Source organism: Pantoea sp. X-Soil-OKNW-556 (genome assembly GCF_059730695.1).
In genome coordinates, this window is sequence record NZ_AP035992.1 from 23,979 (window position 1) to 50,526 (window position 26,548).

Sequence of the window (26,548 nt, forward strand, 5' to 3'; positions counted from 1 at the left end):
AAGAGCTCTGCTATATCTTCAATCTCGTTTGGCTAAAACGTTATTCCGTAGCGGCGTGATTTATCACGCGAAGGTAAAATAGCGCAATAGATCGCGCCGCTACGTCAGACCTGTTCTGTCCTCAGCGCCACATCCAGCCGCGTAAGGCTTCGCTGCATCACCTCTGAGAAATTTATCACTAAAGTCTGAATATCTGCTCGCGCCACGCGCCCGCTGTCGAGATATTCCGGGAGCGACTCCAGCACCAGGCAGGCGCGCAGTGCCGCAGCCATCCCCAGCAGGCTCCATGATGCTTTCAGCCGGTGTGCAATGCGGCTGAGTTCCTCCGGCTCAGGGAAGGGCGATGTCAACAACGCCAGGTCGCCACGAATGGCATCATGCATCTGCTGCCGCATCTGCTCGATAACGTCAGGTTGATGATTTGCCAACGCATAGAGTGCTTCAAGGTTCGGCTCCTGCCGCGTCTCAGGGTTATGCTGTGCCAGCGCGTGATGCAAACGTGAAGCGGTCAGGGGTTTACGTAGCAGGTCGTCCATACCAGCATGCCGCGCGCGCTCCTCTTCGCGTGGCAAGGCATTGGCGGTGCAGCCCAGCATTATCGCCGGGGCGCTACCCTGTCCCAGCAGCTCACGGATCAGCAGGGTTTGTACCAGTTCATATCCATCCATCTGTGGCATCTGGCAGTCGGTAATCAGAATATTGACGGGCTGGCGGGCGATAAAATCCAACGCCTCATCCGCACTGCCACAGCAGCTGGCCTGCATACCAAATTTCTCCAGTTGCAAACGTAGCACCGTCAGATTGGGGGGGAAATCATCCACCACCAACACATGCTGGCGCGACAACTGGGTGGGCGTGATGGGGGTGTCGACAGGTTGTTCCTCGGTTCTTTCCAGCGGTATATGGACCTCGACCTCAGTGCCTTGCCCCTCCTGGCTGGTTACACGCAGCGTACCCGACATCAGTCTCACCAACTGGTGGCAAATGGCCAGCCCGAGGCCGCTGCTTTGCGGCGTGGCCTGGTCGACCTGAAACCAGGCCTGTCCCAACTGGGACTGCGCTTCTGCCGACATCCCGATGCCGCTATCGCGTACGGTGAGGATCAACTTGCCCGGCAGCTCACGCGCGATAAAACTCACGCCCCCTTCTCGGGTGTATTTGATGGCGTTGCTGAGCAGGTTGGAGACTACCTGACTCAGGCGAGTTTTATCAAACAGGTAATGGTTGTTGTGAGACAGCGCCAGCTCGCTATGCCATCTCAGTCCCTTAGCCTGCGCACTGCGGCAGAATATTTCACCGCTGACACTTAACGCCTGATAAAGATTATGTGGCGCAAGATCCAGCTGCAATTCCCCGGCTTCGATGCGCGAAAGGTCAAGAATGTCGCCAATCAGATCGCGCAGCGTGACGGCTGACTGCCAGGCAATATCCAGATTTTGATTGTGATCGCGCTCCAGCTCCAGCAGCCCGAGGACCGCGTTGAGCGGAGTGCGGATATCGTGGCTCATGCGTGCCAGGAACGCCGATTTTTCCTCGCTGGCTTGTTTCGCCTGCGACAGTGCATGATTCAGTGCCTCGGTCAGCGCGGCTTTTTCGCTGATATTGACCCAACCGCCGACCATTCCGTGCGGCCGACCACGGTTGTCACTAAAGCTGCACAACCACCAGAACAGGGTGGTGATGCCGTCATCCAGCGTGGTTTCGCCGGTGATCGGTAGCGGAGAATTCAGCAAGGTCAGACGCTGCGGCAACGCGAGTTGTCGGGCGATAGCGCCCAACGGCAGGTCAGCCAGAATGGCACCTTCCTGTAATGTTGGGGGCAGAAAGGGCGCGCTGCGGAAGGCGTCATTAAAACGCGTCAGGGTGCCGGATGGATCACAGACAAACAGCGGCACCGGTGCATTGTTCATCAGGGTTTGCCACAACGTCAGGGCATTATGTAACGCGACGGTATCGCGCTCACGCTGCCGACGTTGTATTTGCGCCAGACTGAAGGCCACCAACGCCAGCAGCACCGCGCACAGCGCCACGATCCCCAAAGCAATAAGCCACAGGTTATTGCCCGTCAAACGGTTACTTTGCAATGCCACCAGACTTCTGGCGCGACTATTATCGACTTCAGTCTGGCTGACGGACGCCAGTACCTGCCGTACCCGCTGTGTATCGGCATTATCGGCGGCGCTGATCGTAAACCAGAGCGGCGTTTCAGCCAGATCAAGTGGGGTCAGTCGTAGCTGCTGTTCATTTTGTTGTTTTAATACATAACCCAGGCTGAAGATCTCCCCCGCCAGGCCTTCTGCTCCTCCGGCATGCAGTAAGGTCAACCCTTGTTCCAGGGTATCCACGATCACCAGATTATCGGCAGACAGTCGGTCTTGCAGTTGGCTTAACAAGGGCGAATAACGCAGTACGGCAATCCGTTTATCTTTTAGCCTGGTGAGAGAACCGGAGAGCTGACTCTTTGCGGCGCTGACGATCCCCCAGTTAAGGGCGTCAAACGGCACCGCCAAAGGGTCAGGTGACGTTGCAGCGGCAATGATTTGCAGATTAATAGGAACGTCAGGGCTACCCTGAACAGGGGTTTGCAGGGCGAATGTCAGGCTAAAGCGGCTTTCAGGGAACATCGCCGTCAGCAGGTTATACCAGACACCGCGTACCTCACCCATTTCATTGATTTGCACCCACGGCGGGGGAGCATCCGGCACCACGACCTGCACGGCAATGGGCGGGGCCAGTTCCGCGTTGGGGGGATAACGCGCACTGAAAACGCTGCCGGTGGGAAGTAACCATTTTTTCTCCAGCTGCCCGGCATCCGTCTGGTTGAGCGTGGCAATACGCTGGTTAACTTCGACTATCAGATTATGTCGTGATGGCAGCGACCAGGCGTAGAAATGCAATGAAGGTAGCTTGCTGTCACTGCTCAGGACCAGGTCGGTATTAGGGGCATGTGACAGATAGCGATTGAGCAAAAACGCCGGGGCGATCAATTGATTGGCTTCACCGCGTATCAGTCGTTGAATATTCTCATGCAGATCACTGTCGCCAGGCTGGTTATCCGGCAGCGAGGGACTGACCGGGATCGCGGGAAAGCGTAACGTGGCTCCCTCGCCAGGGGGGTTGGTTTTCAATATGCTGAGTGGAAAGGCCAACAACGGATCGCTTCCCGCCAAAGAGGGCAGCGGTGGGGTTGTGGCGATCAATAAATCAATCTGTCTGAGATTTAGCGCATTCAACGCGTCTTCACGACTATTCAGACGGACCAACTGTGGCGCGGTAAATAAGATGCTGGCTTCATCGGCCAGAATGGCGTCAAAAGGGGCGGCTTCGTTGAGGAGTCCAATACGCAACGGAGCGGCGTGCGCGGCGGGTACGCACAGCGTAAACAACAGAAGGAAAACGTTAGCTGCCCAGCCCCAGGCTTTGTGCGCACTGAAAAAGTTCATAATCGTTGGTGGCCCCGAGCTTGCGCATGGCACTGTTTTTTTGCGTACTGATGGTTTGTTTGGTGCGGTTGAGCTGCTCGCCAATCTGGTTGACCGTCATGCCGCGCAACAGCAGGCGTAGTACTTCAATTTCACGTTGAGTGAGATGGGCTTCGGGTTTGCTGGTGTCACTTTGCTGTTGACGTGGACGGCGCAGGGTCCTGATAAGCTCAGTTGACAGACTGTTTTTGCTCAGTACTGCATGCACGCCATGACGGCGCAGGGCAGCCAGGAGTTCCGGGTTGCTGATCATGGTGATCACCACCACCATACTTTGTGGATAGCGACGTGTCAGACTCTGCACCATCGCCAGGCCATCTGGAGCCTTTTCTCCGGGCATACTGAGATCGGTGATAATAATGTCCACCGGTCGTTGCGCCAGTTGCGTCATCAGTTGGTCAGCGCTGGTGGCTTCATGGACGATCTCATACAGATCGTGGCGTGTTTGTAGCAGGGTACGTAACCCCAGCAGATAAACCGGGTGATCATCCGCAATCAGGACTGTTTTTTTCATAGGCACGAAGTCTCAAAAAGGGGCTGTCGCTTCTACTATATAGCAGAGATCGCGGGGAGACTGCTTCCCCCCCACACGAGATGTGACTGGCTCTGCAAGATATTTATACTGCCATCAGCACAGGAAATGAGTTAGCAGGTGATTCTTAGCAGAGTAGCCCGGGCTGATGGCCGGTTCGCTATCTGTTAATGAGAACCAATAAACCTAATCTAAATGATAAATCTGCTTTGCAAATTTATTATAAAGAGAGAGCTTGAAAAATTTGTACTTTGGAACGTTCTGCCAATATCTGTCCGAGGTAAAATCAACGACATAACCCTGGTTTTGCGCAAGCGAAATAGCTGTATTTGATGGGTGTTTGTGGTGGTCATTAAAACCGAAGCTAAAAACAAATTTTGCCTTTTTGTTTGCGGGTAAGGGGAGTCTTGCTGGTGTCAGCTTTAATGACGGTAAATGCTTTGAACCATGATGGGAGGCTATAACTGAGGTATAGCTCCATTTAAGCCAGGCCTCTTTTATTTGATAATCAGCATCTCCAGGTATGAAGACATGCATCTTGTAACCGGTCTGCTGTGTGCTGAGAATATACACAACTCCCCTGTTGTTCGAGTTTTCGTCTTTTTTCCCACAGGCGTACAAGACCACTTTGTTCGCACCCAGTGAAATTTTCCCTTCGGTTTCATGGTCAATAACCATAAAATTGTTATTTTTAACAATCTTTAAAATTGTCTCCCATACCAATAATCTTGATTCATACTCGAATGCCTTGTATAGATCCCCTTTATTTATTATGTCTATTGAGAACGGGAAATACCAATAACAATCCAGTAAAAAATTAAATTTCACATGCGTTGCAAGTTGAAAATGGTCTTCATCCCAATGAGAAAGGAAAACGACTTGTGTAGTATGCAATTGATCGTCGAACCGGTAGGTTCCATTAGTAATGACGTTCTTAGTGATGGGTGTACCATGCCCTACATCAAACAACCCCCTGGTAATACCATTGCTCGTGATCAAGCGTGACAGCGCCCCCTGTCCTATCGGTTCAGTCACTAAGTTTATGTTGCGTGATTTAATATATTGCGCATGCTTTATTTTAGATTTGTAACGAGTGGATAAAATCCTTTCCGCTACCTTATTATACAAGTAGAACTCTCTCCCCTGCATTAAATCTTCGAGCCGAAGGTCAGAAAGGTGCAAAAATGGCTCTGTCACAGGTGTTATTTTGATGTATCGGTAGCCTTCCTGAATGTTTTGAAAGTAAGCAAATATTCCGCCGTTAGCCTCTTCCTTGTTGGAAGAGGTAAGAATAAATATAAGTGGTTTTGTTCTTCTTTTAGTGGTGCGACTAAGCCAGGTCCGATTTATTTTTAGGGGCGCGTTACTATTATAAAAAATCTCTGCTCTTAAAAGCTGGATGTTGTCATGACTTTGGTTGTCTAAATCTTCTGCCAGATAACCATCAATTGTCCAGACTGAACGGGAAAACCCACCTACAGTTGTCGGTTCTTCAGATTCACGAAATTCATGCGAAACATAACCTATAAATTTGACTTCTTCCATCTGAAAACGCCTTGTCATCTGGACATAAAATCATACGCTACAACATGTTAACCGCAAATGCTCAAGATTTAGTAAACTCATCAGCATTTCCAGGACCTGTCATGCAGCGAAGATGACGTGTTTTCAGATATCAAATCGCAATATCAAACATCTGGGTTTTCGCCATCAGGCAGTAAAGCTGGCAGTCGCTTTTCACCCCCAGTTTCTCCATCGCCCGCAGTTTGTGGGCGCTGACGGTTTTGTTGCTGAGGTTCATCTGTACCGAGATATCGGTCAGTGACAACCCTTTGCACAGCATACGCAGCACATCAATCTCGCGCGGTGAGAGTTCCTGACCGGTGAGGGAGTAGTTATCACGACGGAACATCGAGTCCATCAACTCACGTTCGATATACACTTCACCGTTAAGCACCGAGCTGAGGGTGCGCAGCAGGGTTTTCTCGCAGGTGTCACGGCTGATGTAACCTTTGGCACCGGCTTCAAGCGCCAGGCGGATCAGCAGGGTGTTTTTAAACGGTGACATCACCACGATTTTCATCGCCGGGTATTTACGGCTGATCCACTTAATCAGGGAGACGCCGTCCATTCCACTGATGGGGTTCTGGGTCTGGGTAGTGGAAAGCGAGAAACCGAGGAACAGGATATCGACCTGATTGTGCGACAGCAGCGCCATCAGTTCCTGGGGTGAGGCGGTGTCGCCCAGCACGGTAAATTCGGGTTTATCAAAGCTGTCATTGGCAGCAGGTGGCATATTGGTGATCATCGACATCACGCCACGACGAATAATGGTATGTTCATCAGCAATAACGATACGGGCTTTCATGTTGCATCTCCGGGAAGTGTAAAGGTGATACGGAAGCGCTCACCTGATGCGGAGAAATATATCCGCCTGATAAAGAGGTTTCTTTAGTACGGGTAAGAAAACCATAGCCGGGATGTCGGGAGACTCCGCTGACAAGACGATTTTCTCTGCTATCAGGGGGGAGGTCGTGTCCCCCTGCTGCTGATTGCTTATTGAACAATGTCATTCTCGTGTAACGCCAGGTACGGAACCCTCTGTTGCCCGTTAAACACCGTTCGTTGCTTGTCTGAGAGTTGTTCAGGCGCGTGTGCCGGAATGAGATCGCTGCTGATGCCGGCAATCCAGGAAAACAAAGCAATAAATTGGCTGGCGCTGATGGGAGTGTCGTCGGTCAGATGTTGGTGGTCATTGCTGGTAAGGATAAACAGTGGGACATGGTAGTTTTGTCGGGCGTCGCTACCGTGGCGTACCGGCCTGTCGCTGTTGTCGATGGTCATCCCGTGGTCAGAAAAATAGAACAGCGCAAACGGCTCGCCATTCTGTGCCAGAATCTGGTGTGCCTGCTGCAAAAACGCATCGAGTTTCTGAACGGTGGCGAGATAGCAATTGACGCTTTCATGCGGAGACACGCGGAAATTGATCGGGAAGCCATTTAAGCGTGAGCAGCTATCCGGATGAGAACCAATCATATGAAGAAAAATCGCATTAGGCGTGTCGCTGTGTTCTGACACAATGCTGCGTAATGGCGACAGCAGGGCCATATCGTCCGAATGATTGCTATTGTAATCACCTTTTTTAAAGAAGTTTCTGTGGTTAGCCCTGCTGGAGATGATCGTGGCGGGTGTATCAGTGTCACTGAGAAAACCCTGATTAGATAGCCAAAACGTATTAAAGCCGGCCTTATTTGCCAACGCCACGATGCTGTTGTTTTCCTGGGCGTTGACACCATCGGTTAGTGCGAGCGTACGGGGTAATGACAACCAGGTGTTTGGTGCGGTTGAGATATAATCAGTGAAGAAGGTTCCGGGAACAGTATTTAACCACGGCGTGGTGTTATGTTTGTAACCGTAAACAGAGAGATAATCTCGGGTGACACTCTCACCAATCACCACCACGACATTTTTATATTTTATCTTGCCGCTGATAGTGTGAAAATCATCAGGTGTCATAAGCGATTGCGTGAGTTTATCCAGTTCTGCGCTGACCTGTTGTACGTGAGTGATGGTGGAAAAGATGAATCGCTTGGGCCAGGAGTTGATGTTGATTAATATAAACGCAATGAAATATACCGCGCGATATTGGGTGTTGAAGTCTTTGCCATACTTGAAAAATAAACCAACTGCACAAACGGCGAAAAATAGAAGAAACCATGCTGTGACGCTGACACCCCTTACAAACTCCAGACATTCCAGCTGGTTAGTCTGGAAGACTGAGGCAACGTAACTGTAGTCAATTTTGCCAAAGCTGTAACCGACAGGTATGTAAAGGGAAATGGCTAACAAGACCAGGCAGGCCAGGATGAGGGTAAGTAGATTCTTTCTGGCAAGCAGTAGTAGGGTGAAAGTTAATAGAGTATTAGCATTGCCTGGATATCCTGTGGCGGCAGGAATAATGACAGAGGCAGTCGTGGCCGGGATAACCCATTTTAATTTTTTTATGTATTTCGATGTCTGACTCGCAGCATTAACTGTCTTCCCTGACATGATCATCTTACCTGGCATAATTAAATAAAAGTCGTCTTGCTAAACGATAAAAACTACGCGGAGTTATTTAAGAGTTAAATGATCGAGGTGGGAATTATTTCTGATAATGAAATGAGAAGATAAAGCATAATTAAGGTCGGTTTTTATACCGACCTGATTAAAGCGGATTAAATTACCTCATCGAAAATCTGTGCGACCGTCATCAGACAATACAGCTGACAATCACTTTGCACGCCCAGCTTTTCCATGGCATGAATCTTGTGTGCACTGACGGTTTTATTGCTTAGCCCCATCCGACTGGAGATCTCGGGTTGTTCCAGGCCTTCATACAAGCTGCGTAATACGTCGACTTCACGAGGCGATAAAGGTTGGCCAGCCAGAGAGCCGGTTTTATGCAGCAATATCGCGTTCATCAGGCCGCGCTGAACAAAGACTTTGTTGTTCAGCAGTGAACGCAGCGTGTTTTGTACCGTTTTCTCACAGCAGTCGCGACCAATGTAGCCCATTGCTCCGGCTTCCAGCGCCATCCGTACCAGCAGGGCATTTTTATAGGGTGAGATCACCACCACCTTCAGCGTGGGATAGTGCTCCCGCAGCCATTCGAGCAGGGTGCCGCTGCCATTGCCCACCTTTGCCAGCGAGAAACCAAGAAAAAGAATATCGACCGGATGCTCGGCCAGCAGCGTCAGTAGCTGCGACAGTGAGTCTGCATGACCCTGAAGGGTAAAAACCGGTCGGGAAAAAAAGTCTCCGCCCAGCGGTGGCAGTTGATGGATCATTGCCATCAACCCGCGGCGGACCAGAATGTGCTCATCAGCAACAACAATACGTGCTTGCATAACTATCAAATCGCAATATCAAACATCTGGGTTTTCGCCATCAGGCAGTATAGCTGGCAGTCGCTTTTCACTCCCAGTTTCTCCATCGCCCGCAGTTTGTGGGCGCTGACGGTTTTGTTGCTGAGGTTCATCTGTACCGAGATATCGGTCAGTGACAACCCTTTGCACAGCATACGCAGCACATCAATCTCGCGCGGTGAGAGTTCCTGACCGGTGAGGGAGTAGTTATCGCGACGGAACATCGAGTCCATCAACTCACGTTCGATATACACTTCACCGTTAAGCACCGAGCTGAGGGTGCGCAACAGGGTTTTCTCGCAGGTATCACGGCTGATGTAGCCTTTGGCACCGGCTTCAAGCGCCAGGCGGATCAGCAGGGTGTTTTTAAACGGTGACATCACCACGATTTTCATCGCCGGATATTTGCGGCTAATCCACTTAATCAGGGAGACGCCGTCCATTCCGCTGATGGGGTTCTGGGTCTGGGTAGTGGAAAGCGAGAAACCGAGGAACAGGATATCGACCTGATTGTGCGACAGCAGCGCCATCAGCTCCTGGGGTGAGGCGGTGTCGCCCAGCACGGTGAAGTCGGGTTTATCAAAGCTGTCATTGGCAGCGGGTGGCATATTGGTGATCATCGACATCACGCCACGACGAATAATGGTATGTTCATCAGCAATAACGATACGGGCTTTCATGTTGCATCTCCGGGAAGTGTAAGGGTGATGCGGAAGCGCTCACCTGATGCGGAGAAAGATAACCGCTTGATAAAGAGCATTCTTTAGTACAGGTCAGAAAAAGGAGCGGGGCGCTCCGGTATCTTATTTTTTGGAGGAGAATATGTGGGTGCTTTTATTTGCCGTGCTGGGCGCGGTGATAGGCAGTTTTTGTAATGTGGTGATCTATCGGCTGCCACGCATCATGCTGGGGCAGACGCTAACACTCTCGTGGCCAGCGTCGCATTGTCCCTATTGCCAACAGCCAGTGAAACCCTGGCACAATGTTCCGTTATTTAGCTGGCTGCTGCTGCGTGGTCGTTGTGCTCATTGCCAGCAAGCGATCTCCTGGCAATATCCGCTGGTGGAAGCGCTGATGGCGCTGCTTTATGCGTTGGTGGTGTGGCAACAGGGGGTGACCAGTCAAAGCCTGTTTGACCTGCTGATGATTTCGCTACTGGTGCCGCTCTTGTTTATCGATCTGCAAACCCAGCTGTTGCCAGACCGTCTGACGTTACCGCTGTTAGTGCTGGCGTTGTTATTCGCCGTCAGTGGGAAGGGCGTGACGGATTTTACCGCTGCGGCTCTCGGCGCAGGGATAGGATTTGGGCTGCCCTGGTGCCTTTCGCTGGTGTTTCGCTGGTTGCGCGGCTACGACGGCATGGGGATGGGCGATATGAAGCTGTTTGCCGGATTGGGGGCATGGCTTGGGGTGCAGCCGCTACTAACGTTGTTCAGTGTCTCTTCACTGCTGGCGATTGCCTCAGCGGTATTATTCCTGCGAATTAAAACCGACCAGCCATTTGCCTTTGGACCTTATCCAATCATTGCGGCGATAGGCTGGGTGCTGATTTATCGTTAATCGCATAAAGTTAATATACTCACCGTTCTCCAGGTTAACGTTTTTCGTCGGTAACGGGTGAGAGAAATATCATAGTATATTCACAATGAAATCCCTCTTATTGCTAAATAATAATGAAGTCATCCAAAAATGAAATAAGAGGTTCTCATATGAAGAAGATATTGTACAGTCTCGCATTAATCGGCGCGGTAGGAAATATGATGCCCGCTTCTGCTGCCGAAGTCAGTCTGATGGTGGCAAAATGTAATGTAACAGACAAAAAATGCGCGCCGCCAACACCGATCGTTGAACAATGGCCTGGACTGAAAGGCACGCCTGCTGCAAATATTGTTAATGGCGGCATCGATCCGCAATCAGGTTATATCACCTTATTCTCAGGTCTTTCAGTCGGTTTATTCAATCCTGGAATAGATAAATATTATCATGTCAGTGATGGCGTTTTTACTTCAGCCCCTGAATTCCTGCAAAAGGAAGGGGCTGATGCCGTTTTCGATGGTATTAACAATCGGAGTGTTTATGTGAAAAATGACACTGCCGTTTATTATGGTGGGACACAAGGGACATGGTGGACCCCACAAAGTTTGGCCATTATGTTTCCTGGTCTGGCTGGGACAATTTTCTCTGGCAACATTGATGCTGCCGTTCCAGTGCCGGGCACCGAAAATGAACGGATTTTTCTGTTCGCCGGAGGTTATGTTGCAACGTTGAACCTTAATACGCGTCAGTTTGATGGTGAACCCAGGCCAGTTACTGAGGTGTTCTCCGGTTTATGGGAAGCCTGGCGGGGCGTATATGGCGCCTTCAGCATCGGGGATGATGTTGTCTATCTCTTCTCTTACCTGCCTCAGGCTAAATAAGTCACAGTAAAAAAGGATTTTGACATGAAACAATATCTGGCGAGTCTGGCACTGTGTGGTGCCCTGAGTTATACCCTACCTGTTTATGCGGCAGGGGTGGATTACCTGGTTGCCATATGCAGTTCGGTCAGCAACCAGTGTGAAACCCCAATCCATGTCATCGATAAATGGCCGGTGTTGAAAGGCACTCCGTTTGCCAGCGCGATTAATGGTGCAATCGACTTTGAAATCACTGAGGGTAGTATTTATTCCGGTACTAATCTGGCGGATTTTGTTCCTTCCACGGGGCAATACTTGTTTATCAGTGATGATATCTTCGCTGAAGCGCCTGAGTTTTTGCGTCAGGGGGCTGATGTCATCTTCAATCTTCCCAGGACAACAGCATTTCTATCTGGCGGTTCCATCTTCATCAAGAACGATACTGCTGTTGTCTACCATGCTAACTGGAAAGAACCACAAAAAACTACCGCGATGTTTCCTGGCCTTAGCGGCACGCTATTCGCCAGGAAAATAGATGCCGCGATGCCAGTCCCCTTTACTGAAAAAGAGAAAACCTATCTTTTTTCTGGAGGATACTTTGCGGTACTGAATGCCAAAACCGGCCAGCTGGAAGGAAATCCGCAAAAAATAAGTGATGTCTGGTCAGGATTGCCGGCAGACTACCATGGTGTTAAGGGCGGCTTTGTCGCGGATAATAATGTCTATCTGTTTCTCCATAAACCACAAGGCGGTAGTGTCACGCCGCAGTAAATAAATACGTCGCCTGGCTGGCGTTGATTTATCGATAATGGCGCCATCCAGCGCCATTATGTTTCCATTGCTTATTCCGCATTCACCCGCATTGAATAGGGTTTATTGAAGTTGAGGTATTCACCGTTATCCGCTTTAACATTTTTTAAATGGGTATTGCTGACATAGTGCGTGAAGGTCGCTGTTCGTCCATAGGAAAGGTTACTCCAGTCGGAGAGCGTCACGGAAACCCCTTCGTCTGCTTCAACGTAGACTTCCGCGCCCTTAATCCAGGCAGGTAATTCATAGCCCGCATTACCGCCAGCCGGCAGACAGAATTGTTGGCTGGTGGTGATTTTGACAATACATCCCAATGGTGTCTCGCTGGTTACGACGCGCATCGACGCGGGGCGCGAGAAATCGAGGAACTCGCCATTATCGGCTTTGACATGTTTTAGCTGCTCATTGACCACCGTGCCGTTAAATGTGGCGGTCCGGTTATAGGAGAGGTTGTCCCAATCAGAAAGGATGACGGATGTGCCATGATCAGCCAGAACATACACGTTGTTTTTATAGATCGAGCTGGGTAACGAATAAGCCTTTTTCTCGCCAGGCAACATGCAATATTTCTCGCCACTATCAAGACTGACAATACAACCATTATTATTCCGGCCGAGATGGTCAATCGACCAGCGCTGGTTCGCCGCACCGGTACATTGCAGTAGCGCCACTTTATTATTGGTGCCGCGGTCGGTCAGGCATATATCAGTTTTCATTTTTTTGATCTGCCCGCCTCTGCTGATGTCCCAATGGAAATTCGGGCTGGTATGATCACAGGTGCGTAGCGCAAGATCCCCCATGTCAGGTTCGCTGGATGCCAGGCAGTAATTATCCCTTATTTCCAGACTGCCGGCCTTTGAATACACCCAGCCGCTTTCCCCCCGGACGGTGCAGGCTTGCAGCGACAGACTCGCCGCTTCGCTGATCGAATCAGCTGTCAGGCATCCTTGATCTGCTTTGCTTTCCAGTAAACCGCGCAAGGAGTTACCCAGCCCATTGCGCTGCACCGGACCGCTGTCCAGAACTGCAACGCTGGAAAAGTCCTTACAGTCATCAACGATACCGCTATCAGCAACCTGACCCTGCCAACGATTTCCGCCTGAAATACCGATGGGAAATGAAAATTGTACCGAACTATAAGGCTGACCCAGGCATGTGGCGCGATCGCTATTCCATTCAAAATACTCGGTCCAGCTTTGCAGATAGGTTGTGAGCTGGTTGGCAGTGGTTTTGACACTGCCCAATTCAAATTCTTCAACGGTGCCATCTGGTTGTGTTGCCACGACGCTACCGGTAAACCAGCCCCCACCTGTATGCTCTACATTGAACTTATAACTTCCACCTGTGGTCCAGAAGTGATTAAGACGACAACTGTAACCGGCTACGCCTTCAGTGAAGGTGACGCAGTAGGAACCGGCGCTACCGGCCTTCGCTTCCGTAGCATTCCAGACAGAAAATAAGAAATGTCGTTCCTTTGGATCGACATCATTGCTCTGCATGCCAATATAACCGTACTCAAAATTAGTATTAAAGCCGAACTGATTTGACCAAAAAAGATCCGCAGCAGCACCGGGGTCGCGGTTAACATTCAGCGTAATATTGAAAGAATCAAATCCCGCCGGGGGGTTAGAATAGGTAAAGTTTGAATGGGAACCAGGGGTGTGGCCAATAGCGAGGGCAGAGGCAGAGGGAAGAAGTAATGTCAGGCAGGATAGCTGTAGTATTTTTTTAAACATAACAACTCCATTCGTAAATAAGAGACATTGAGGGGCGATGCCGAAAATTCACAGTACATCGCTTAACTCGTCAGAATTAAGTGACAGGGTATTTAATAAATAGGGGTGTACGCCATAAGACAACCTGAATATCTCGATAATCTCAGGTTGATATATGAGGGTTTTCATATAATTACTACCTGGGGGGGGTGAAAATCAGCCGACTTTGATCGGGGGTGGGCAGGAATTTCCCACCTCGCCTTACCACATTTCATAAATTCAGAGAGAAATCTCCTGCAGAGGACTTCGATATACTTCTCTTGTTTTTACTTAATGAAAAATTCAGAGGAAATTTTGAAAAAGCTCACCTTATCTTTACTTATCGGCACCGCATTATTAGCGCAGGGCGCTCAGGCGGCTGATCAGCAGCGCGCGATCAGTTATTTTACCTCCTGGAGTTCCAACGAATTTACTGCTGAACACCTTAAGCAGAGCAAAATGGACACCTTTATGCTGTCTTTTGGTCGCTGGGACACTTCGGGAAATATCTCAACATCTGATGAATTACTGAAGTCAGATTATGCGCCAGAACATATGGCGCCAACCTATATTGCATGGACTCAGACTAAATTTGCCAATCCGAACACCAAAATGATGCTGGCGTTCGGCGGTGAAACTTTCGAATATATGTGGTCAGACTTAGCCAGCGAGACGAACCGTGAGAAGATTGCTCAGGGCATGGTTAAGTTGTTGAATACCGGTTTCCCGGTATACAAAAAGAACATGCAACCGAGTGAAATGGCCGGTGAATGTTCGGCGACCGACTGGAACGGCAATTGTGATATGACCAGGTATCAGCGTGCCGGTACCGTTTATCTGGACGGTATTGACTTCGACTACGAAAAACAGGCACGTCTGACACCGGAAGAGAATGACCATCTGCTGAAACTGGCGCAGCGTGTCAAAGCGTTGCTGGGTGCCAACAGCAATAAAATCCTCAGCCTGACCACCTACCATGTGGGTGCGGATCCGGTCAGTTGCCTGGAAAATAAAACCCCGGATTGTTCTTTCAACGGAGGATCTATCCACTTTGGTGAAGTGTTGAACCTGCTCCAGCAAAGTAAAGGTGTGTTCGATTTCTATAACGTCATGGCTTATGACGCGGGTCATAATTTTAAATATGATGTGGCTATGCGTAACTACGCTAACGCAGTTGGCGACAAATCTAAAATCGTGATGGGCCAGACCATTAACAGCCAGTGGGGTGAGGGTGATATTCGTTGGGTAGAAACGCGTGCAAACAACGTCGCCCGTGCGGAATGGCAGGCGGCCAATAATTATGGCGGTTTCTTCGTCTGGACTCTGGGTCGTAATGACCAGGAAATGCGCATTAACGATCAGATTGCCTACGTTGCAGAGATGAAGGATGCAGCCGATCGTGGTAATGGTGGTGTGATTGACAAGGCTCCAATCGCACAAGCTCGTTATCCCGCGGTTATCACTGGCGCATCAGATTATGTTGAACTGGATGGTTCTGCCTCTTCCGGTCCGGAAGGCAGTGCACTGACTTACAAATGGGAACAGGTTTCTGGTCCGACAGTGACACTGATGAACAGCGATCAGGTGAAAGCGTCCTTCTCGTTGAACAACCCGGTGCAGGATCAGACGTTGCGGTTCCGTCTGACGGTCAACGATGGTGCGAAAGATTCCGCCCCGTATGAATTCAATATCCAACACAAAGTGCAAAATGACGAAGAAGTGGTAGATCAGGCACCGATTGCCAGCATCACCGCTACACCGACTGCGCTGAAAGAAGGGCGTGTCACCCTTGACGGCTCCGCTTCTTCCGACCTGGAAGGTGCAGAACTGACCTATAAATGGGAACAGATTGCCGGTACCCCGGTACAACTCAACAACGCGGCAAGCGTGCAGGCAAGTTTCGATTTAGGTAAAACGGCTAAGTCGGAAAGCTTGCAGTTCCGCCTGACGGTTAACGATGGCAAACAGAATTCTTTACCGAGCGTCGTGAACATTCAGCATCTTGCCAGCAACGAAGAACAACCAGGTGGGAACACCGGTTGGGAATTGGGTAAAGCCTATCAGGCCGGTGATAAAGTACAGGGCCGTGATGGTAATACCTATGAATGTCGCGCTGATCACGGTCGCAACGGTTGGTGTGGCCTGGCAAGTGCCTACGAACCTGGCATGGGTTGGGCATGGCAGGAAGCCTGGACTATCGTTAAATAAGTCAGTTGTAGTAAGGTTTATAAAATTAATCCCCCGTTAACCGAGCACCGGTTAGCGGGGTTTTTTATGGTGAAATCGGTCAAGTTGGCTATGGTAAAAGAGGAAGTAAAGAACGTTTAATAAATGGATCATATATAGGGAACATTGAATGGGTACTGATTATTTTCAACACCGTGTTAATTCGTGGGAGTTTAATAATAAAATCCACTTAAAGAGATACCAAAAAGTTAACCGGGTCACCGAAAATGTCACCGGAGCGTTAAATGATATCAAGAATCAAACGGAGGCGTTCACTCCTCATTCCAATACCCGGAAACGTGATCCACTCCCCATGTTAAAAACAGACACATGGGACAAACTCCTGCTGACAGGCCTTTATGCATCGACAATCAATCTTACGCCACTTCTGACCAATATCCAGGCCACGGACAGGATTCAGGCAGTAAGCCTTTTGTCACCACTCGCGGCAGAACAGCATCAACCCGTTGGACTCTTACAACCCATACCCATACGGGAGAAAAGGGAAAATATCCCTGAAACTTTCGAGTTATTGAACGCACGGGCAGATGCGTTGCATGCCTGTGGCGGCAAATATCAGGAACGGATAAATGAAATGCTCGAACCCATACCTCAGATATCTGATGAAATTATCCATTGTGGCAGAGTGTTTAATACCATCAGGATAGCCATACAAGAGCAAAACCTTTCACTTACCAATATTAATAGTACCATGTGCATGGCGGAATGTCCGGCAACGATGCGGGTGTTACTCAGCGATATTGATGTCTATCGTACGAAAGTGGCTGAATTAGATACCATGCTTACCCAACTGAATGACTCACTTATCACCTACGATGACAGAAAAATCAGAAAATCCATACTGGATAAAAGAATAGCGCTTAATGCTGCCATTGAGCAACTTGAGACGTTAAGTAATCGATGTATCGTGATGGCAAATAAGGCCGCTATCATCCAGAACAAGTATCAACAAGTCTCAAACAATATTGTCTTTCATTGTGATGATTTGCTGAGTGGACGGTTCAGATTGCCGGATTTTGATATCAATGCCTCCGATCCATCATATTATTTGCTAATGGATAATATCAATAAGGTGAGGGTTATAAAGGGCAATATCGATGTGCTGGAGATGCAGGTTAGAAATCAGCTCAGCATATTAGCAAGAAGGCCAACGATTTCCTGAAAATAGCCTGCGCCATCGGCCATTCATTGGCTGGCTGGTGCGGCCATCAGGGATTCGAATTAACTCATTACTCACTCAGGTATATATTGAATATCTGTTCTATCAGATATATGCAAAAGCAGATGCATATCTTGAAATCACAATTCCCACCACAAAATATCATAAAATCTCCACGCTGAATTGCCTACAATCACTGCCGTTTTTCCTGCTTCCAGGCGAATGTCTGGTCCTTAAAATATCAGCAATTTGATAACAATGGAATAATAATGCCGATTGCTTCAGTTGATTCAGCCAGGTCCCGGGCTTTAACTAATCCTGAGTTGAATGGTAAAGAATTTAAGTCAAAAAAAACTGACTTTAAACAAAATTACTCACAGGCTATGTTCAGAAACACTATGGATGGGTTCAAGATTTCATCAAATTCCGTCCCATCCTCTCCTCAAAGTGTTAATGAATTAAAGCCGGTAACGTTAGGACAGAAAATTCTCGCGATAAGTGCAGTATTGCAGACTATCAACTTTCCGAATATCGCCGTGTCAGCAATAAATTCTTCTGCATCGGCGGTATCTACAGTGGGAGCCAGCAGCGAGACGGCAAACATATTTATGTCACCCGTGGAAAAGGGGATGGCCAAACTCTCCAGATTAAGGCATCAAAGATATAAAAGAGATCACAAGTTAAAAACCGGACCACAACGCGAGAGCTACAATAAAATGCGCCGATGCGTCAGTGGTGGGCAAAGAATCGTGGCTGGCTTTGTCAGCAAGCTTCCGGATAAATCCAGTGAACATCAGCTTTGTAGCACGGTGTATGATACTAACAGAATACTTAATGCTGATTTAGATCTGCACTTAACCTTGAGCAGTGACACAACCTGTCTGTGGGAGTGTCATATTACATCTGGTCAGGTTAAAAACAATCTGATTACGCTGTCGCGTGCACGGATTGAGTTGCAACAGGCAGAAATAGCCAGCGGTGATGATCAACAGAAGAAAACGATTCATCAGTATCTGGAAACTCTCGACCAGGCTATCAATAATGCAAAACAAGTCACCGATAGATGTGAAAATTTGAAAAAGACAGAAAAGGAATTTATTGCTGATTACGATCAGCAACAATATAAGTTTGAATTAAACTGTGCGCCTTTATTCAACATTGAATGGCCAGATTTACCGGGGATGCCCAATAATCCGGGATATTATGGGGCACAGGAGATACTCGATTTAACACGAGAATTAGTCGGTAAACTTGAGGTCAGGGCGTCGGAAGCCTATAACAGGCTGCCGAGCGTAGAACTTGTACCCGTGCCGGGTAGAATTCCAATACTTATGGCGCGTGCCACTCCTCAGCAGGATTAATATTTATCGGACATGATAACGGGTATTTTTCAGACAGGTTTTAACAGGGGAATACCTGGAAATGATTACTGAACAATACCGTTATGTCCGTGAAGGGCAGCGAGCGATAAAATCATCCTTCCGGCAAATTAAAACAGTGCCGCAGCAGCATTGGGTGGGTTACCTGCCCGGCCTGGAAATTCGTATCGCCCGCAGCAGTCGAGAGCTGACGGCAAAACGACAGGTGGTGATGCTCAACCAGGTTTGTATTGACCAAGGGTGTTCGGGGAAACCCGAACATGGGCTGCGGATCCAGGTACGCTTCAATACCACTGACCAAAGCGGCAGTCATACGCTGGAGCTGAATGTACAAGGTAAAATCCTGAGTCACGAAGTTTATTATCCCTGGGGCGGCACGGCGAGCTGGCGCGTTAGTCATCGGAACCCTGGAGCAGGAAAAATCCGGCGCTATGCGGGTAAAGAGCGGGATGCCAGCGGGTTGGTTTACTATGGTTATCGCTATTATGCCCCCTGGCTGCGGCGCTGGATCAATTCCGACCCTTTGGGCAATGTTGAGGGGGAAAATACCTATCGCTTTGTGCGCAATAACCCCATGACGCTGCGCGATAACGATGGGCGAATGGCGGTCAGCGATCAAGAGGTTTATGCAGCGAATGCTTATGCAGACTTTGTTTACCATCACAACACTTCGAAAACCGCTAGCCACGGTGTACAGGCTACTGAGATGGAGCTGCAAGTCATCAATCGCATGCATCAGACCGGCGACCCTCGTTTTAGCCGGTTATCCCGGCAGGGTCAAAACAGCGGGATTAAAGCGTGTAAAAGTGGCATGGCTGCCTTTATTTTTCATGAAGCGGCAAAGGACGACAAACCGGAACGCTATGTGGTCAGCATTGGCGGCACCTCTTCAGGAAGCTACGCTTCGAAAAATTTGACTGCACGCATGTGGAAAAACCGCTCGATATGGCGCAGGCAGATGTCGGCCAATGTGGCGAATTTCTTCGGCAACGTTCCGCAAACCTATAAAGATGCTGATGAATTGGTTAATGCCCTGATGAAAGAAGTTCCGGTAAAAACAGCCGTGACCATTACCGGGCATTCGCTGGGGGCAGCAGCCGCGAGCTATGCCGCGGCACGTAATTTTTCCCGTGGATGGCCAGTGAAAATGGTGGGTTTCTCGCCAGCCCAATTAGGGCGCGGTGCAAGGCAGGGGGCGTTGAGTGGCCTTGATATGCAGGAGCAGGAATTACTGGAGCAACATATGCGACTCATTTACCTGGATGGGGACCCGGTCCCGGTTTGCTGCGCCAGAAAGGGCGGGCATCTTGTCCCACCAATGGTATTACCACGATTACGCGGTCAAAGCACACTGAGCTTGCATGTCGACTTCGCCTCACGCATCAGCACAGAGTTCCGGTCATAGCGACCTTATGTAGCGGCGGGATCATTGCGCCGCTACATAATTAAGCAAGGCTTCAGGCGTTGAGTTGTTGCAATTCGCGTTCGGTCAACCCGGAGGCTTGCAAAACGGTTGCGAGATCAAGTTTCATGGCGAGTAAACGGCGTGCAGTGCTCAGCTTTTCCTCCTTAATGCCTTGCTCGATACCTTTCTCGAAACCCTCTTGCATACCTGACTGACGTGATTCCTGTCGCCATTCTTGTTCAATCGTCATAATGTGCTCCCTGAGTTGCGGATTGCCCTGGGTCAGTGCTTCGATAAATTTGTCGCGTGAAGCGGTTTCACCGGTTTGCAGGATGTAGCGAACTGCCGCCACCATTTGCTCATCGGTATTGTACTTCAACGCAAATAATGTCGCCAACGGGTCGAGAATTTCCTGCAAGTCTTTACGGCGTACATGCTTTTGCAGGAATTCAAGAAGCGCCAAACTTTCATGCGTCAGAATCTCTTCATCGGAGACTACCGTGATGTCGATAAGCGGAAAGGGGCGGGAAAATACTTCTTTCGCCAGTGTGGGGTTGTGTAGTACATCCAGCCAATTCATCGAATGAGGGTAGGGGCTACTTTTGCCATGATAAAAAAGGAAAGGCACCACTAACGGAAGCTCATCATGACCTTCATCAAGATGGCGCTGCATGGTCGCAATGGCATAGCGCATCATTCTGAATGCCATGTGCTTATCGGGGGTGCTTTGATGTTCAATCAGGCTGTAGACAAAACCCTGACCACAATCGGTCTCCATCGAAAAAAGGACATCGGAGTAAAATGCGCTCAGATCATTTTCGATAAAACTCGTCGGCACCACTTGCAAACTTTTTAAATTACAATGTGAACGTATTTTCTCGGGAAGATACGTTTCAAGGAATTTTCTGGCGGTCGGTAAATAAGTCAGGTGTTTTTTGAAGAAAGCGTCATGTGGTGTTGCTGTTGCATTCATTGTGCCTTTTCCCTTGGTTGTTTTAATTCCGGCTGAGGCTATCATGATGGTTTGAAATAAATAAGTCGTTAAAACCCTATTGGTTGAAGTGTGATCAGGGATAATATGCTGGACGAGAGTTTTGTTTTTTCTAACAGGTTCAACTTACATTGTTGTGCTGTTATCCATTGATTCAGAGAAGGAAAGGGTGGCTTTTTGAGTTTTTTATCTGCAAACAGAAATAAGCTGTTCGATTTAAAAGAGGTTGTAGAAATTAAAATTATTATATTTTGACGTGCGTCGCAAACAAAATACTTTTTGTTGCAGCGTTTTCATGCGCCAGCAGGTATGACGGAAATATAAAACCCGCCTGAATGCAGGCGGGTTTGGATTTAAAACAGATTTGGATGCAGCTGATAATGCAAAACGTAGTAACTGGCATAGGCGAATAATGTCAAAAATACCAGTGTAGCAATAAATGCGGCGGTACTGCCCAATGCTGAAGCAATGGGTAACGTGCGTCGAGGGGTAAAGGTGATGGCAAGCAACGGGACGATAAACAGGAAATGACCGACAAAATCTATCAACCCAAAGGGGATCAGTGCCGCCACCACAAAGAAGGCCATCAATCCGATAGCGGCATATCCGGCAAGTTTTCCGGTCAGGATATGCCACGCACAGCAAAATTCGACAAAGCCACAGCCTCGAACGAAGAATTCCCAGTCCATACCCATCGCCAGCCAGGGGCGCTCTTTTAACAGCTGGAAGAACAGGTCGGGCTGCATAAACTTCTCAATCGCTCCCCATAAAAATGAGTAGCACAGCACCAGTCGCAGCAGTTCAATCTCCTGTCCACTCTCTCCTTTTTGCCGCACGCTTTGCATAATCAAATAGAACGCAGTGCCGATAAACACCAGGTAATCCAGCATATGGAAGGTGCCATACAGCTGCACGGCATAGCTATACAGGAACAGGATGCCCAGCCCGGCGATAAAGCTACTGCGGCGGTGAAAGGCGGTTACGCCGATAATAATATGGATGTAACGCAGCAGCGGGTTATCCGTCACCAGTTCCGGCGTCAGCATGATGTAGGGAAAGCCCGCCGACAGACCGAGAAAAAACAAACCGGTGCCATAGCGCATGATATCGGGCACAAAACTTTGCAGGATGGAGAGTTTATCCTGCCACTCTGGCCGGTCAACCGGCGAGGTCCATTCACGATCCAGCCATGAGGTGATATAGATAACCACCACCGATAACGCCGTTAACCACCATATTTGAGGTTCTCGGATAATGGCATATAGCGACTCCGGTTCTTTGGTGGTGTCAAATTCGACAAACCATTTAACATGGGCATAGGAAATAAGCGGAACGGCTAGAAGAAGGGTTATGGCTGCGAGCAAGCGATTTTTCATGATTATGACCTTTACGCAACGTAGGGGAGAAATTTAATTATAGTGACTACCCTGTTTTCTGATATTTTTTTGTCAGGCTAAAGTTAGCTTGCTAATGAATTTGTGCCTGATAAACGCAGCGCAGTCTGCTGGTGGATTTATAATATCGGATATTCAGATTTATATCAGATGATGAGATCATTACCTTGTGTTTTTTGGCTATATTGCGATGAGTGATTTTTAAAGAGGTCTTCATTTAAAAGGAGAACAATGATGCAGGTTACAGATGTGATTTTTGTGTCGTCAGTTAGATCAATGTTGACCGCTGTTGGTCGGGTTTTTCTTTAGGGAAAAATATTATTAAGGTAGAAAATAGCAATGTTCAACTCGTCTCTCAGGAACATAAAGAAAATAATGTTAAATTAGCAGTGCACCGAGACATTTCCGAAATAATAAATAGGCGTGAGGGGGAGGGCAATCAGCATTAATTGATACGGTTGAAAGGCTGAAGTTGGTTTGCGGTAAGGTCGTTTTGCTCTCAGATGAACAGAAAAATGATTTTGTAGAGAAAGGATTTCCTGAATCAAAAATTAAAAGATTAACCTCCACATGAAGACCAGGTGGATGAGGTTGGACAATATTTTGAGTGAGATTAAAAATTCTGGCAGAGTATTTTTTCGCGAAAATGAAATAAGAATGCACCTGGCTCCTTATGTTAGTGTTGAAAATCTGAAGGAATACCAGTCTGAATGCGAAAATCTAAAGCTCCCGCCGCAAAGTCTTATCGAATTACAGAGGTTCGCTACAGGAAATAAAACCCAGCTTGATGTTCTTCTGGGTGATGGGACCTCGATTTTTGCGTATTTTAACATGCCAAATAATCGGACTTAATCTGAGCATGGCAAATATTGCCTGTGGCAATTTCACTTGTCACAGGCCGCAGGCAGTGGTGCCGTTAAATCGCTTTTCACCACAAACTTCCAGTCTTCATAGGTCTTCGCTTCGGCAAAGTCGGTCGCGTCTTTCGCAAAGCCGGTTTTCCGCAGCGGAATGCCTTCACTCTGAGTGGCGACACCCAGCCATCTGCCATCGGCATCCAGGATCATTTTCCAGTCTGATTTTTGTGTCAGAGGATCGCGGTAATGCTGGCGCAGATGATGTACCGGTTTTGACCCGCGCCGGTCCTCAAGCAGTTGCTCGAACCGGGTGGGATAGCAACCGTTCCCAACTGCGCGGTAAGCCGTGATGGCTGCGCGGATCTGCTCGCCGCGAAACAGCAACTCGGTTTCCTGCTGTTGACGATGGCGCGTGGTCACTTCATCGGTACTTTTTAGCAGCGACAGCGCAAGCACTGACAAGCCAATCAGCAGCAACAGGTAGGAAAATCCCCCTTGCTGCTGGTGTAAATCAGTTGTCGAAGGCTTCATCATCATGCTGCTGCTCCTGGTTGCCCAGCGATGGCGAGTTGACATCGATCACCTGACCGGCTTCATCGGTGACGGCTTCCCAATTGTCACGTCGGTTGGTTACCGGATCGAGTGGCATCTGCCGCAGATAACCGGCCTCAACCAGCTCATCCAGGGCGTACGGCCCAATCACCCGGTCGCGGCGGAAATTATCAATCGCGCTGCGCAACGTGTTCAGGTTGTGCTCCAGCACCACCTGTTTTGAGCGGTCGATCTGCGAAAAGAAACGCGGTGCGACTAGCGTCATCAGAGTGGCGATAATGGTCATCACCACCAGCAGCTCAATCAGCGTAAAACCTTTTTCACCATTGCGCATAGGGCACCCCGTTACGTCCCGTGGCTCCACTGCTGGAGCTGATATCATAAACATCTTTACCGCCGCTAAACTCTCCAGGCGGTTGATCGGCGGCGCGCAGGCGCCAGGTTTCTTCATCCTTGCGACCTTCGCATTCGCACATCGGGTCGCGTGGGATGCGGCGTAAAAAATAGATTTTTGTGCCGTTGGGCGATTGTTTATCGACCACACCCTCCACCAGCACGCTAAGCGTGGGTGGATAGCCGGATGCATCGGATTTTTTTTCAATGCGATCGTCAGCGGTGGCCTGTTTGTAACTGTCAATGGCGGTGCGGATCTCGCGCAGTGCGATGCGTAACGCGTCTTCCTGGCGTTGCTGATGATAATGTTGCACCAGTGGGGTCGCGGCCGCAGCCAACGTCCCCATCAGCGCGAGGGTTACCATCATCTCAATCAGAGTAAACCCACGTTGCCGTTGCATTACTCCTCCCCGGCAGCAGCCTGCTGGCCCTTAACCGCAGGTGAAGGTAAACCGGCAGAATGGTCAGGGAACTGTGCTGGCGGTGCCAGACGCGGCGCATCAAAATGTGGTGTGACCTCTGCGGGCATCGGACCGCGTAATTGCAGGCTTTCACCCGGCAATTCGTCGGTACCCATTTCGATGGTGCTGACGTGGCTGCCCGGCAGATCGAGGTTGCGGTCGATGGTTGGGGTGATCAGCAGAATAATTTCGGTACGTTTTTTATCGTCTGATTTGCTCTTAAACAGACGACCAACGCCCGGAATTTTACTCAGGTAAGGCACGCCATTATCGGTATCGACATTATTCTGTTTAACCAGGCCAGCCAGCATCTGCGTTTCACCATTGTTGCTGCTCAGCACAGTATTGGCCTCGCGGCTGTTGGTGCTGTAGTAAGTCGCGCCATTTTTGGTCAGCGGCGCACCCAATGTGCTCAGGACGAACTTCACATCCATCGAGATGTTGTCATCCATGCTGATGTCTGGCGTCACCTCCAGCTTCATACCCACATCCTGATATTCCACTTTCTCTTGCATGATGCCGTCAGAGACGGTGGAGGTGAGGACAGGCATTTTTTGGCCGATATCCACCATCGCTTTTTTGTTGTTTTTCACGCGAATACGTGGGCTGGCCAGCACTTTGGCATGGCTGAGCAGGGATTGCATATCCACTGACATGCCGCTCATGCTGACCATCAGATTGTTAACGTTGATGGCGCTAATCGGTACGCCGCTGTCGTTGCTTGCCCGACTGGTATCGCTGCCTTTACCGAATGAGAGGCCGATAGTTTGCGGGAAATTCACACCGAGTTTTTGCACGTCATCGGAGCTGACTTCCAGCACTTCCACTGCCAGAGTCACTTCTGCTTCCGGGCGATCCAGCGTTACCAACAGACGTTCTGCTTTCTCCACGCTCTCTTCAGTGCCGCGCATGGTAATGGAGTTGGTGCGTTCATCGACATGAATATCTTTCAGTTTCACCAGGTTACGCAGTGCCACGTTTACTTCTTTGGCTTTGGCATAAGCCAGGAACACGGTTTTCACCACTACATCGCGGTAAATCTTCTCTTTTTGCGCGGTGGCCGGATAGATCAGCAGCGTATTGGTGCTGAGAGCCTTTTTGCGCAGGTTGTTGGACATCAGCAGCACATCAATCGCATCTTCAGCGGTGGTGTCTTTGGCGATCATACTGGCGGTCGCGCTGGTGGAGACATCTTTATCAAAAATAATATTGATGCCGGTTAACTGGCTGATGCTATTGAAGATCGCCACCAGGTTGTGCTGACGGTAGTTGAGTGAAATCGGCTTTTGCAGCTCACGGCTCAGACGTTTTGACGGCTGATTCATGGTCGAAATTTCACGCAGCAGATGGTCACGCAGCGCGCGCGCCTGCGGCCAGTTAGGATCTTCTTCCAGCACCTGTTTCACTTTACGCAGCGCCAGTTCCGGGTCTCTGGTGCTGACCTTCACGGCTTCACGATAGGTTTTATCCACCGCGCGCCAGGCGTTGATTTTGGCAAGTCCCTGCTGGGCACGCAGGTTACCTGGCTGGTACAGCAGCGCGCTGTGCCAGTTTTCAGCCGCCTGTTCATAGTTATTTTTACGCACGGCAATTTCAGCGCGTTTAATATAGGTGCTCACCAGTTGGCTGCTGAGATCCGACTGTTCGGCGCGCAAGGCGATATCGTTCGGATGCGCGACGCGCTCGCGATCGATTTCCAGCAAACGGGCGGCCATGGTTTCTGGCGTTTGTGGCGTAGCCACTTCAGCGTGAGTGGTCGGTTTCTGTTGTGCACAACCGGTCAGCAGTGCGGTTAAAATGGCGAGTGTTAATGTTGCTTTTTTCATGAT

The 26,548-nt window shown here is 49.3% G+C and carries 21 protein-coding genes; 7 read left to right on the forward strand and 14 right to left on the reverse strand.

Going from position 1 to position 26,548, the window contains the following annotated elements; translation table 11 throughout:
• Positions 1-104: 104 nt before the first annotated feature.
• From AC6I8T_RS23835 to AC6I8T_RS23865, 7 genes are all read right to left on the reverse strand, one after another.
• Complete coding sequence (locus AC6I8T_RS23835) at positions 105-3,443, reverse strand: ATP-binding protein (protein WP_497834540.1); 3,339 nt, start codon at positions 3,441-3,443, stop codon at positions 105-107.
• Positions 3,400-3,996: a response regulator gene (locus AC6I8T_RS23840; protein WP_497834541.1), complete on the reverse strand. Its 597-nt coding sequence runs from the start codon at positions 3,994-3,996 to the stop codon at positions 3,400-3,402. Before AC6I8T_RS23840 ends, AC6I8T_RS23835 begins: the two co-directional genes overlap by 44 nt.
• 204 nt (positions 3,997-4,200) lie before the next feature.
• Positions 4,201-5,559 (reverse strand): ComEC/Rec2 family competence protein, encoded by a 1,359-nt coding sequence (locus tag AC6I8T_RS23845; protein WP_497834542.1) that lies wholly within the window; start codon positions 5,557-5,559, stop codon positions 4,201-4,203.
• 130 nt (positions 5,560-5,689) lie between these two features.
• Entirely contained in the window at positions 5,690-6,382 is a 693-nt protein-coding gene (locus AC6I8T_RS23850; protein WP_497831675.1) for a LuxR C-terminal-related transcriptional regulator, read from the reverse strand.
• 188 nt (positions 6,383-6,570) lie between these two features.
• A complete protein-coding gene (locus AC6I8T_RS23855; protein WP_497834543.1) occupies positions 6,571-8,064 on the reverse strand; it encodes a phosphoethanolamine transferase in 1,494 nt (497 codons plus the stop codon).
• Between the two features lie 167 nt (positions 8,065-8,231).
• Positions 8,232-8,903 carry a LuxR C-terminal-related transcriptional regulator gene (locus AC6I8T_RS23860; RefSeq protein WP_497834544.1) on the reverse strand — a complete coding sequence of 224 codons (672 nt, stop codon included), beginning with the start codon at positions 8,901-8,903 and terminating at the stop codon, positions 8,232-8,234.
• A gap of 5 nt (positions 8,904-8,908) precedes the next feature.
• On the reverse strand, positions 8,909-9,601 hold the full coding sequence (locus AC6I8T_RS23865) for a response regulator transcription factor (RefSeq protein ID WP_497834545.1): 693 nt from the start codon (positions 9,599-9,601) through the stop codon (positions 8,909-8,911).
• Between the two features lie 142 nt (positions 9,602-9,743).
• Here AC6I8T_RS23865 and AC6I8T_RS23870 point away from each other — a divergent pair, with 142 nt between their 5' ends.
• From AC6I8T_RS23870 to AC6I8T_RS23880, 3 genes are all read left to right on the forward strand, one after another.
• Positions 9,744-10,481, forward strand: a complete 738-nt coding sequence (locus AC6I8T_RS23870) for a prepilin peptidase (RefSeq protein ID WP_497834546.1) — start codon at positions 9,744-9,746, stop codon at positions 10,479-10,481.
• A gap of 149 nt (positions 10,482-10,630) precedes the next feature.
• Complete coding sequence (locus AC6I8T_RS23875; RefSeq protein WP_497834547.1) at positions 10,631-11,338, forward strand: hypothetical protein; 708 nt, start codon at positions 10,631-10,633, stop codon at positions 11,336-11,338.
• Between the two features lie 24 nt (positions 11,339-11,362).
• The gene (locus AC6I8T_RS23880) at positions 11,363-12,088 is read left to right on the forward strand and encodes a hemopexin repeat-containing protein (RefSeq protein ID WP_497834548.1); all 726 of its coding nucleotides are present in this window, start codon (positions 11,363-11,365) and stop codon (positions 12,086-12,088) included.
• 71 nt (positions 12,089-12,159) lie between these two features.
• Here AC6I8T_RS23880 and AC6I8T_RS23885 read toward each other — a convergent pair whose 3' ends face one another.
• On the reverse strand, positions 12,160-13,863 hold the full coding sequence (locus AC6I8T_RS23885; RefSeq protein WP_497834549.1) for a ricin-type beta-trefoil lectin domain protein: 1,704 nt from the start codon (positions 13,861-13,863) through the stop codon (positions 12,160-12,162).
• Between the two features lie 333 nt (positions 13,864-14,196).
• On the opposite strand from AC6I8T_RS23885, the gene AC6I8T_RS23890 reads away from it, so the two are divergent.
• The 4 genes from AC6I8T_RS23890 to AC6I8T_RS23905 all read left to right on the forward strand — a co-directional run bounded on the left by AC6I8T_RS23890 (position 14,197) and on the right by AC6I8T_RS23905 (position 20,071).
• Entirely contained in the window at positions 14,197-16,089 is a 1,893-nt protein-coding gene (locus tag AC6I8T_RS23890; protein ID WP_497834550.1) for a glycoside hydrolase family 18 protein, read from the forward strand.
• Between the two features lie 148 nt (positions 16,090-16,237).
• Positions 16,238-17,290 (forward strand): hypothetical protein, encoded by a 1,053-nt coding sequence (locus AC6I8T_RS23895; RefSeq protein WP_497834551.1) that lies wholly within the window; start codon positions 16,238-16,240, stop codon positions 17,288-17,290.
• A gap of 266 nt (positions 17,291-17,556) precedes the next feature.
• Positions 17,557-18,648, forward strand: a complete 1,092-nt coding sequence (locus tag AC6I8T_RS23900) for a hypothetical protein (RefSeq protein WP_497834552.1) — start codon at positions 17,557-17,559, stop codon at positions 18,646-18,648.
• 61 nt (positions 18,649-18,709) lie between these two features.
• Positions 18,710-20,071, forward strand: a complete 1,362-nt coding sequence (locus AC6I8T_RS23905; RefSeq protein ID WP_497834553.1) for an RHS repeat-associated core domain-containing protein — start codon at positions 18,710-18,712, stop codon at positions 20,069-20,071.
• Between the two features lie 52 nt (positions 20,072-20,123).
• Here AC6I8T_RS23905 and AC6I8T_RS23910 read toward each other — a convergent pair whose 3' ends face one another.
• From AC6I8T_RS23910 to AC6I8T_RS23935, 6 genes are all read right to left on the reverse strand, one after another.
• Complete coding sequence (locus AC6I8T_RS23910; protein ID WP_497834554.1) at positions 20,124-21,044, reverse strand: Rpn family recombination-promoting nuclease/putative transposase; 921 nt, start codon at positions 21,042-21,044, stop codon at positions 20,124-20,126.
• Positions 21,045-21,415: 371 nt separating this feature from the next.
• Complete coding sequence (locus AC6I8T_RS23915; RefSeq protein ID WP_497834555.1) at positions 21,416-22,438, reverse strand: hypothetical protein; 1,023 nt, start codon at positions 22,436-22,438, stop codon at positions 21,416-21,418.
• A 902-nt stretch (positions 22,439-23,340) separates the two neighbouring features.
• Positions 23,341-23,850, reverse strand: a complete 510-nt coding sequence (locus AC6I8T_RS23920) for a hypothetical protein (protein WP_497834556.1) — start codon at positions 23,848-23,850, stop codon at positions 23,341-23,343.
• Entirely contained in the window at positions 23,825-24,199 is a 375-nt protein-coding gene (locus tag AC6I8T_RS23925; protein ID WP_497834557.1) for a type II secretion system protein, read from the reverse strand. Before AC6I8T_RS23925 ends, AC6I8T_RS23920 begins: the two co-directional genes overlap by 26 nt.
• Positions 24,186-24,659 (reverse strand): type II secretion system protein, encoded by a 474-nt coding sequence (locus AC6I8T_RS23930; protein ID WP_497834558.1) that lies wholly within the window; start codon positions 24,657-24,659, stop codon positions 24,186-24,188. Before AC6I8T_RS23930 ends, AC6I8T_RS23925 begins: the two co-directional genes overlap by 14 nt.
• Positions 24,659-26,545 carry a secretin GspD/PilQ domain-containing protein gene (locus AC6I8T_RS23935; protein ID WP_497834559.1) on the reverse strand — a complete coding sequence of 629 codons (1,887 nt, stop codon included), beginning with the start codon at positions 26,543-26,545 and terminating at the stop codon, positions 24,659-24,661. The genes AC6I8T_RS23930 and AC6I8T_RS23935 overlap by 1 nt, the downstream gene beginning before the upstream one ends.
• Positions 26,546-26,548 lie beyond the last annotated feature (3 nt).

Excerpts from the sequence above, each read along its gene's own strand:
- AC6I8T_RS23835 (WP_497834540.1), bottom strand. The coding sequence starts at position 3,443 with ATGAACTTTTTCAGTGCGCACAAAGCCTGGGGCTGGGCAGCTAACGTT.
- AC6I8T_RS23840 (WP_497834541.1), bottom strand. The coding sequence starts at position 3,996 with ATGAAAAAAACAGTCCTGATTGCGGATGATCACCCGGTTTATCTGCTG.
- AC6I8T_RS23845 (WP_497834542.1), bottom strand. The coding sequence starts at position 5,559 with ATGGAAGAAGTCAAATTTATAGGTTATGTTTCGCATGAATTTCGTGAA.
- AC6I8T_RS23850 (WP_497831675.1), bottom strand. The coding sequence starts at position 6,382 with ATGAAAGCCCGTATCGTTATTGCTGATGAACATACCATTATTCGTCGT.
- AC6I8T_RS23855 (WP_497834543.1), bottom strand. The coding sequence starts at position 8,064 with ATGTCAGGGAAGACAGTTAATGCTGCGAGTCAGACATCGAAATACATA.
- AC6I8T_RS23860 (WP_497834544.1), bottom strand. The coding sequence starts at position 8,903 with ATGCAAGCACGTATTGTTGTTGCTGATGAGCACATTCTGGTCCGCCGC.
- AC6I8T_RS23865 (WP_497834545.1), bottom strand. The coding sequence starts at position 9,601 with ATGAAAGCCCGTATCGTTATTGCTGATGAACATACCATTATTCGTCGT.
- AC6I8T_RS23870 (WP_497834546.1), top strand. The coding sequence starts at position 9,744 with ATGTGGGTGCTTTTATTTGCCGTGCTGGGCGCGGTGATAGGCAGTTTT.
- AC6I8T_RS23875 (WP_497834547.1), top strand. The coding sequence starts at position 10,631 with ATGAAGAAGATATTGTACAGTCTCGCATTAATCGGCGCGGTAGGAAAT.
- AC6I8T_RS23880 (WP_497834548.1), top strand. The coding sequence starts at position 11,363 with ATGAAACAATATCTGGCGAGTCTGGCACTGTGTGGTGCCCTGAGTTAT.
- AC6I8T_RS23885 (WP_497834549.1), bottom strand. The coding sequence starts at position 13,863 with ATGTTTAAAAAAATACTACAGCTATCCTGCCTGACATTACTTCTTCCC.
- AC6I8T_RS23895 (WP_497834551.1), top strand. The coding sequence starts at position 16,238 with ATGGGTACTGATTATTTTCAACACCGTGTTAATTCGTGGGAGTTTAAT.
- AC6I8T_RS23900 (WP_497834552.1), top strand. The coding sequence starts at position 17,557 with ATGCCGATTGCTTCAGTTGATTCAGCCAGGTCCCGGGCTTTAACTAAT.
- AC6I8T_RS23905 (WP_497834553.1), top strand. The coding sequence starts at position 18,710 with ATGATTACTGAACAATACCGTTATGTCCGTGAAGGGCAGCGAGCGATA.
- AC6I8T_RS23910 (WP_497834554.1), bottom strand. The coding sequence starts at position 21,044 with ATGAATGCAACAGCAACACCACATGACGCTTTCTTCAAAAAACACCTG.
- AC6I8T_RS23915 (WP_497834555.1), bottom strand. The coding sequence starts at position 22,438 with ATGAAAAATCGCTTGCTCGCAGCCATAACCCTTCTTCTAGCCGTTCCG.
- AC6I8T_RS23920 (WP_497834556.1), bottom strand. The coding sequence starts at position 23,850 with ATGATGATGAAGCCTTCGACAACTGATTTACACCAGCAGCAAGGGGGA.
- AC6I8T_RS23925 (WP_497834557.1), bottom strand. The coding sequence starts at position 24,199 with ATGCGCAATGGTGAAAAAGGTTTTACGCTGATTGAGCTGCTGGTGGTG.
- AC6I8T_RS23930 (WP_497834558.1), bottom strand. The coding sequence starts at position 24,659 with ATGCAACGGCAACGTGGGTTTACTCTGATTGAGATGATGGTAACCCTC.
- AC6I8T_RS23935 (WP_497834559.1), bottom strand. The coding sequence starts at position 26,545 with ATGAAAAAAGCAACATTAACACTCGCCATTTTAACCGCACTGCTGACC.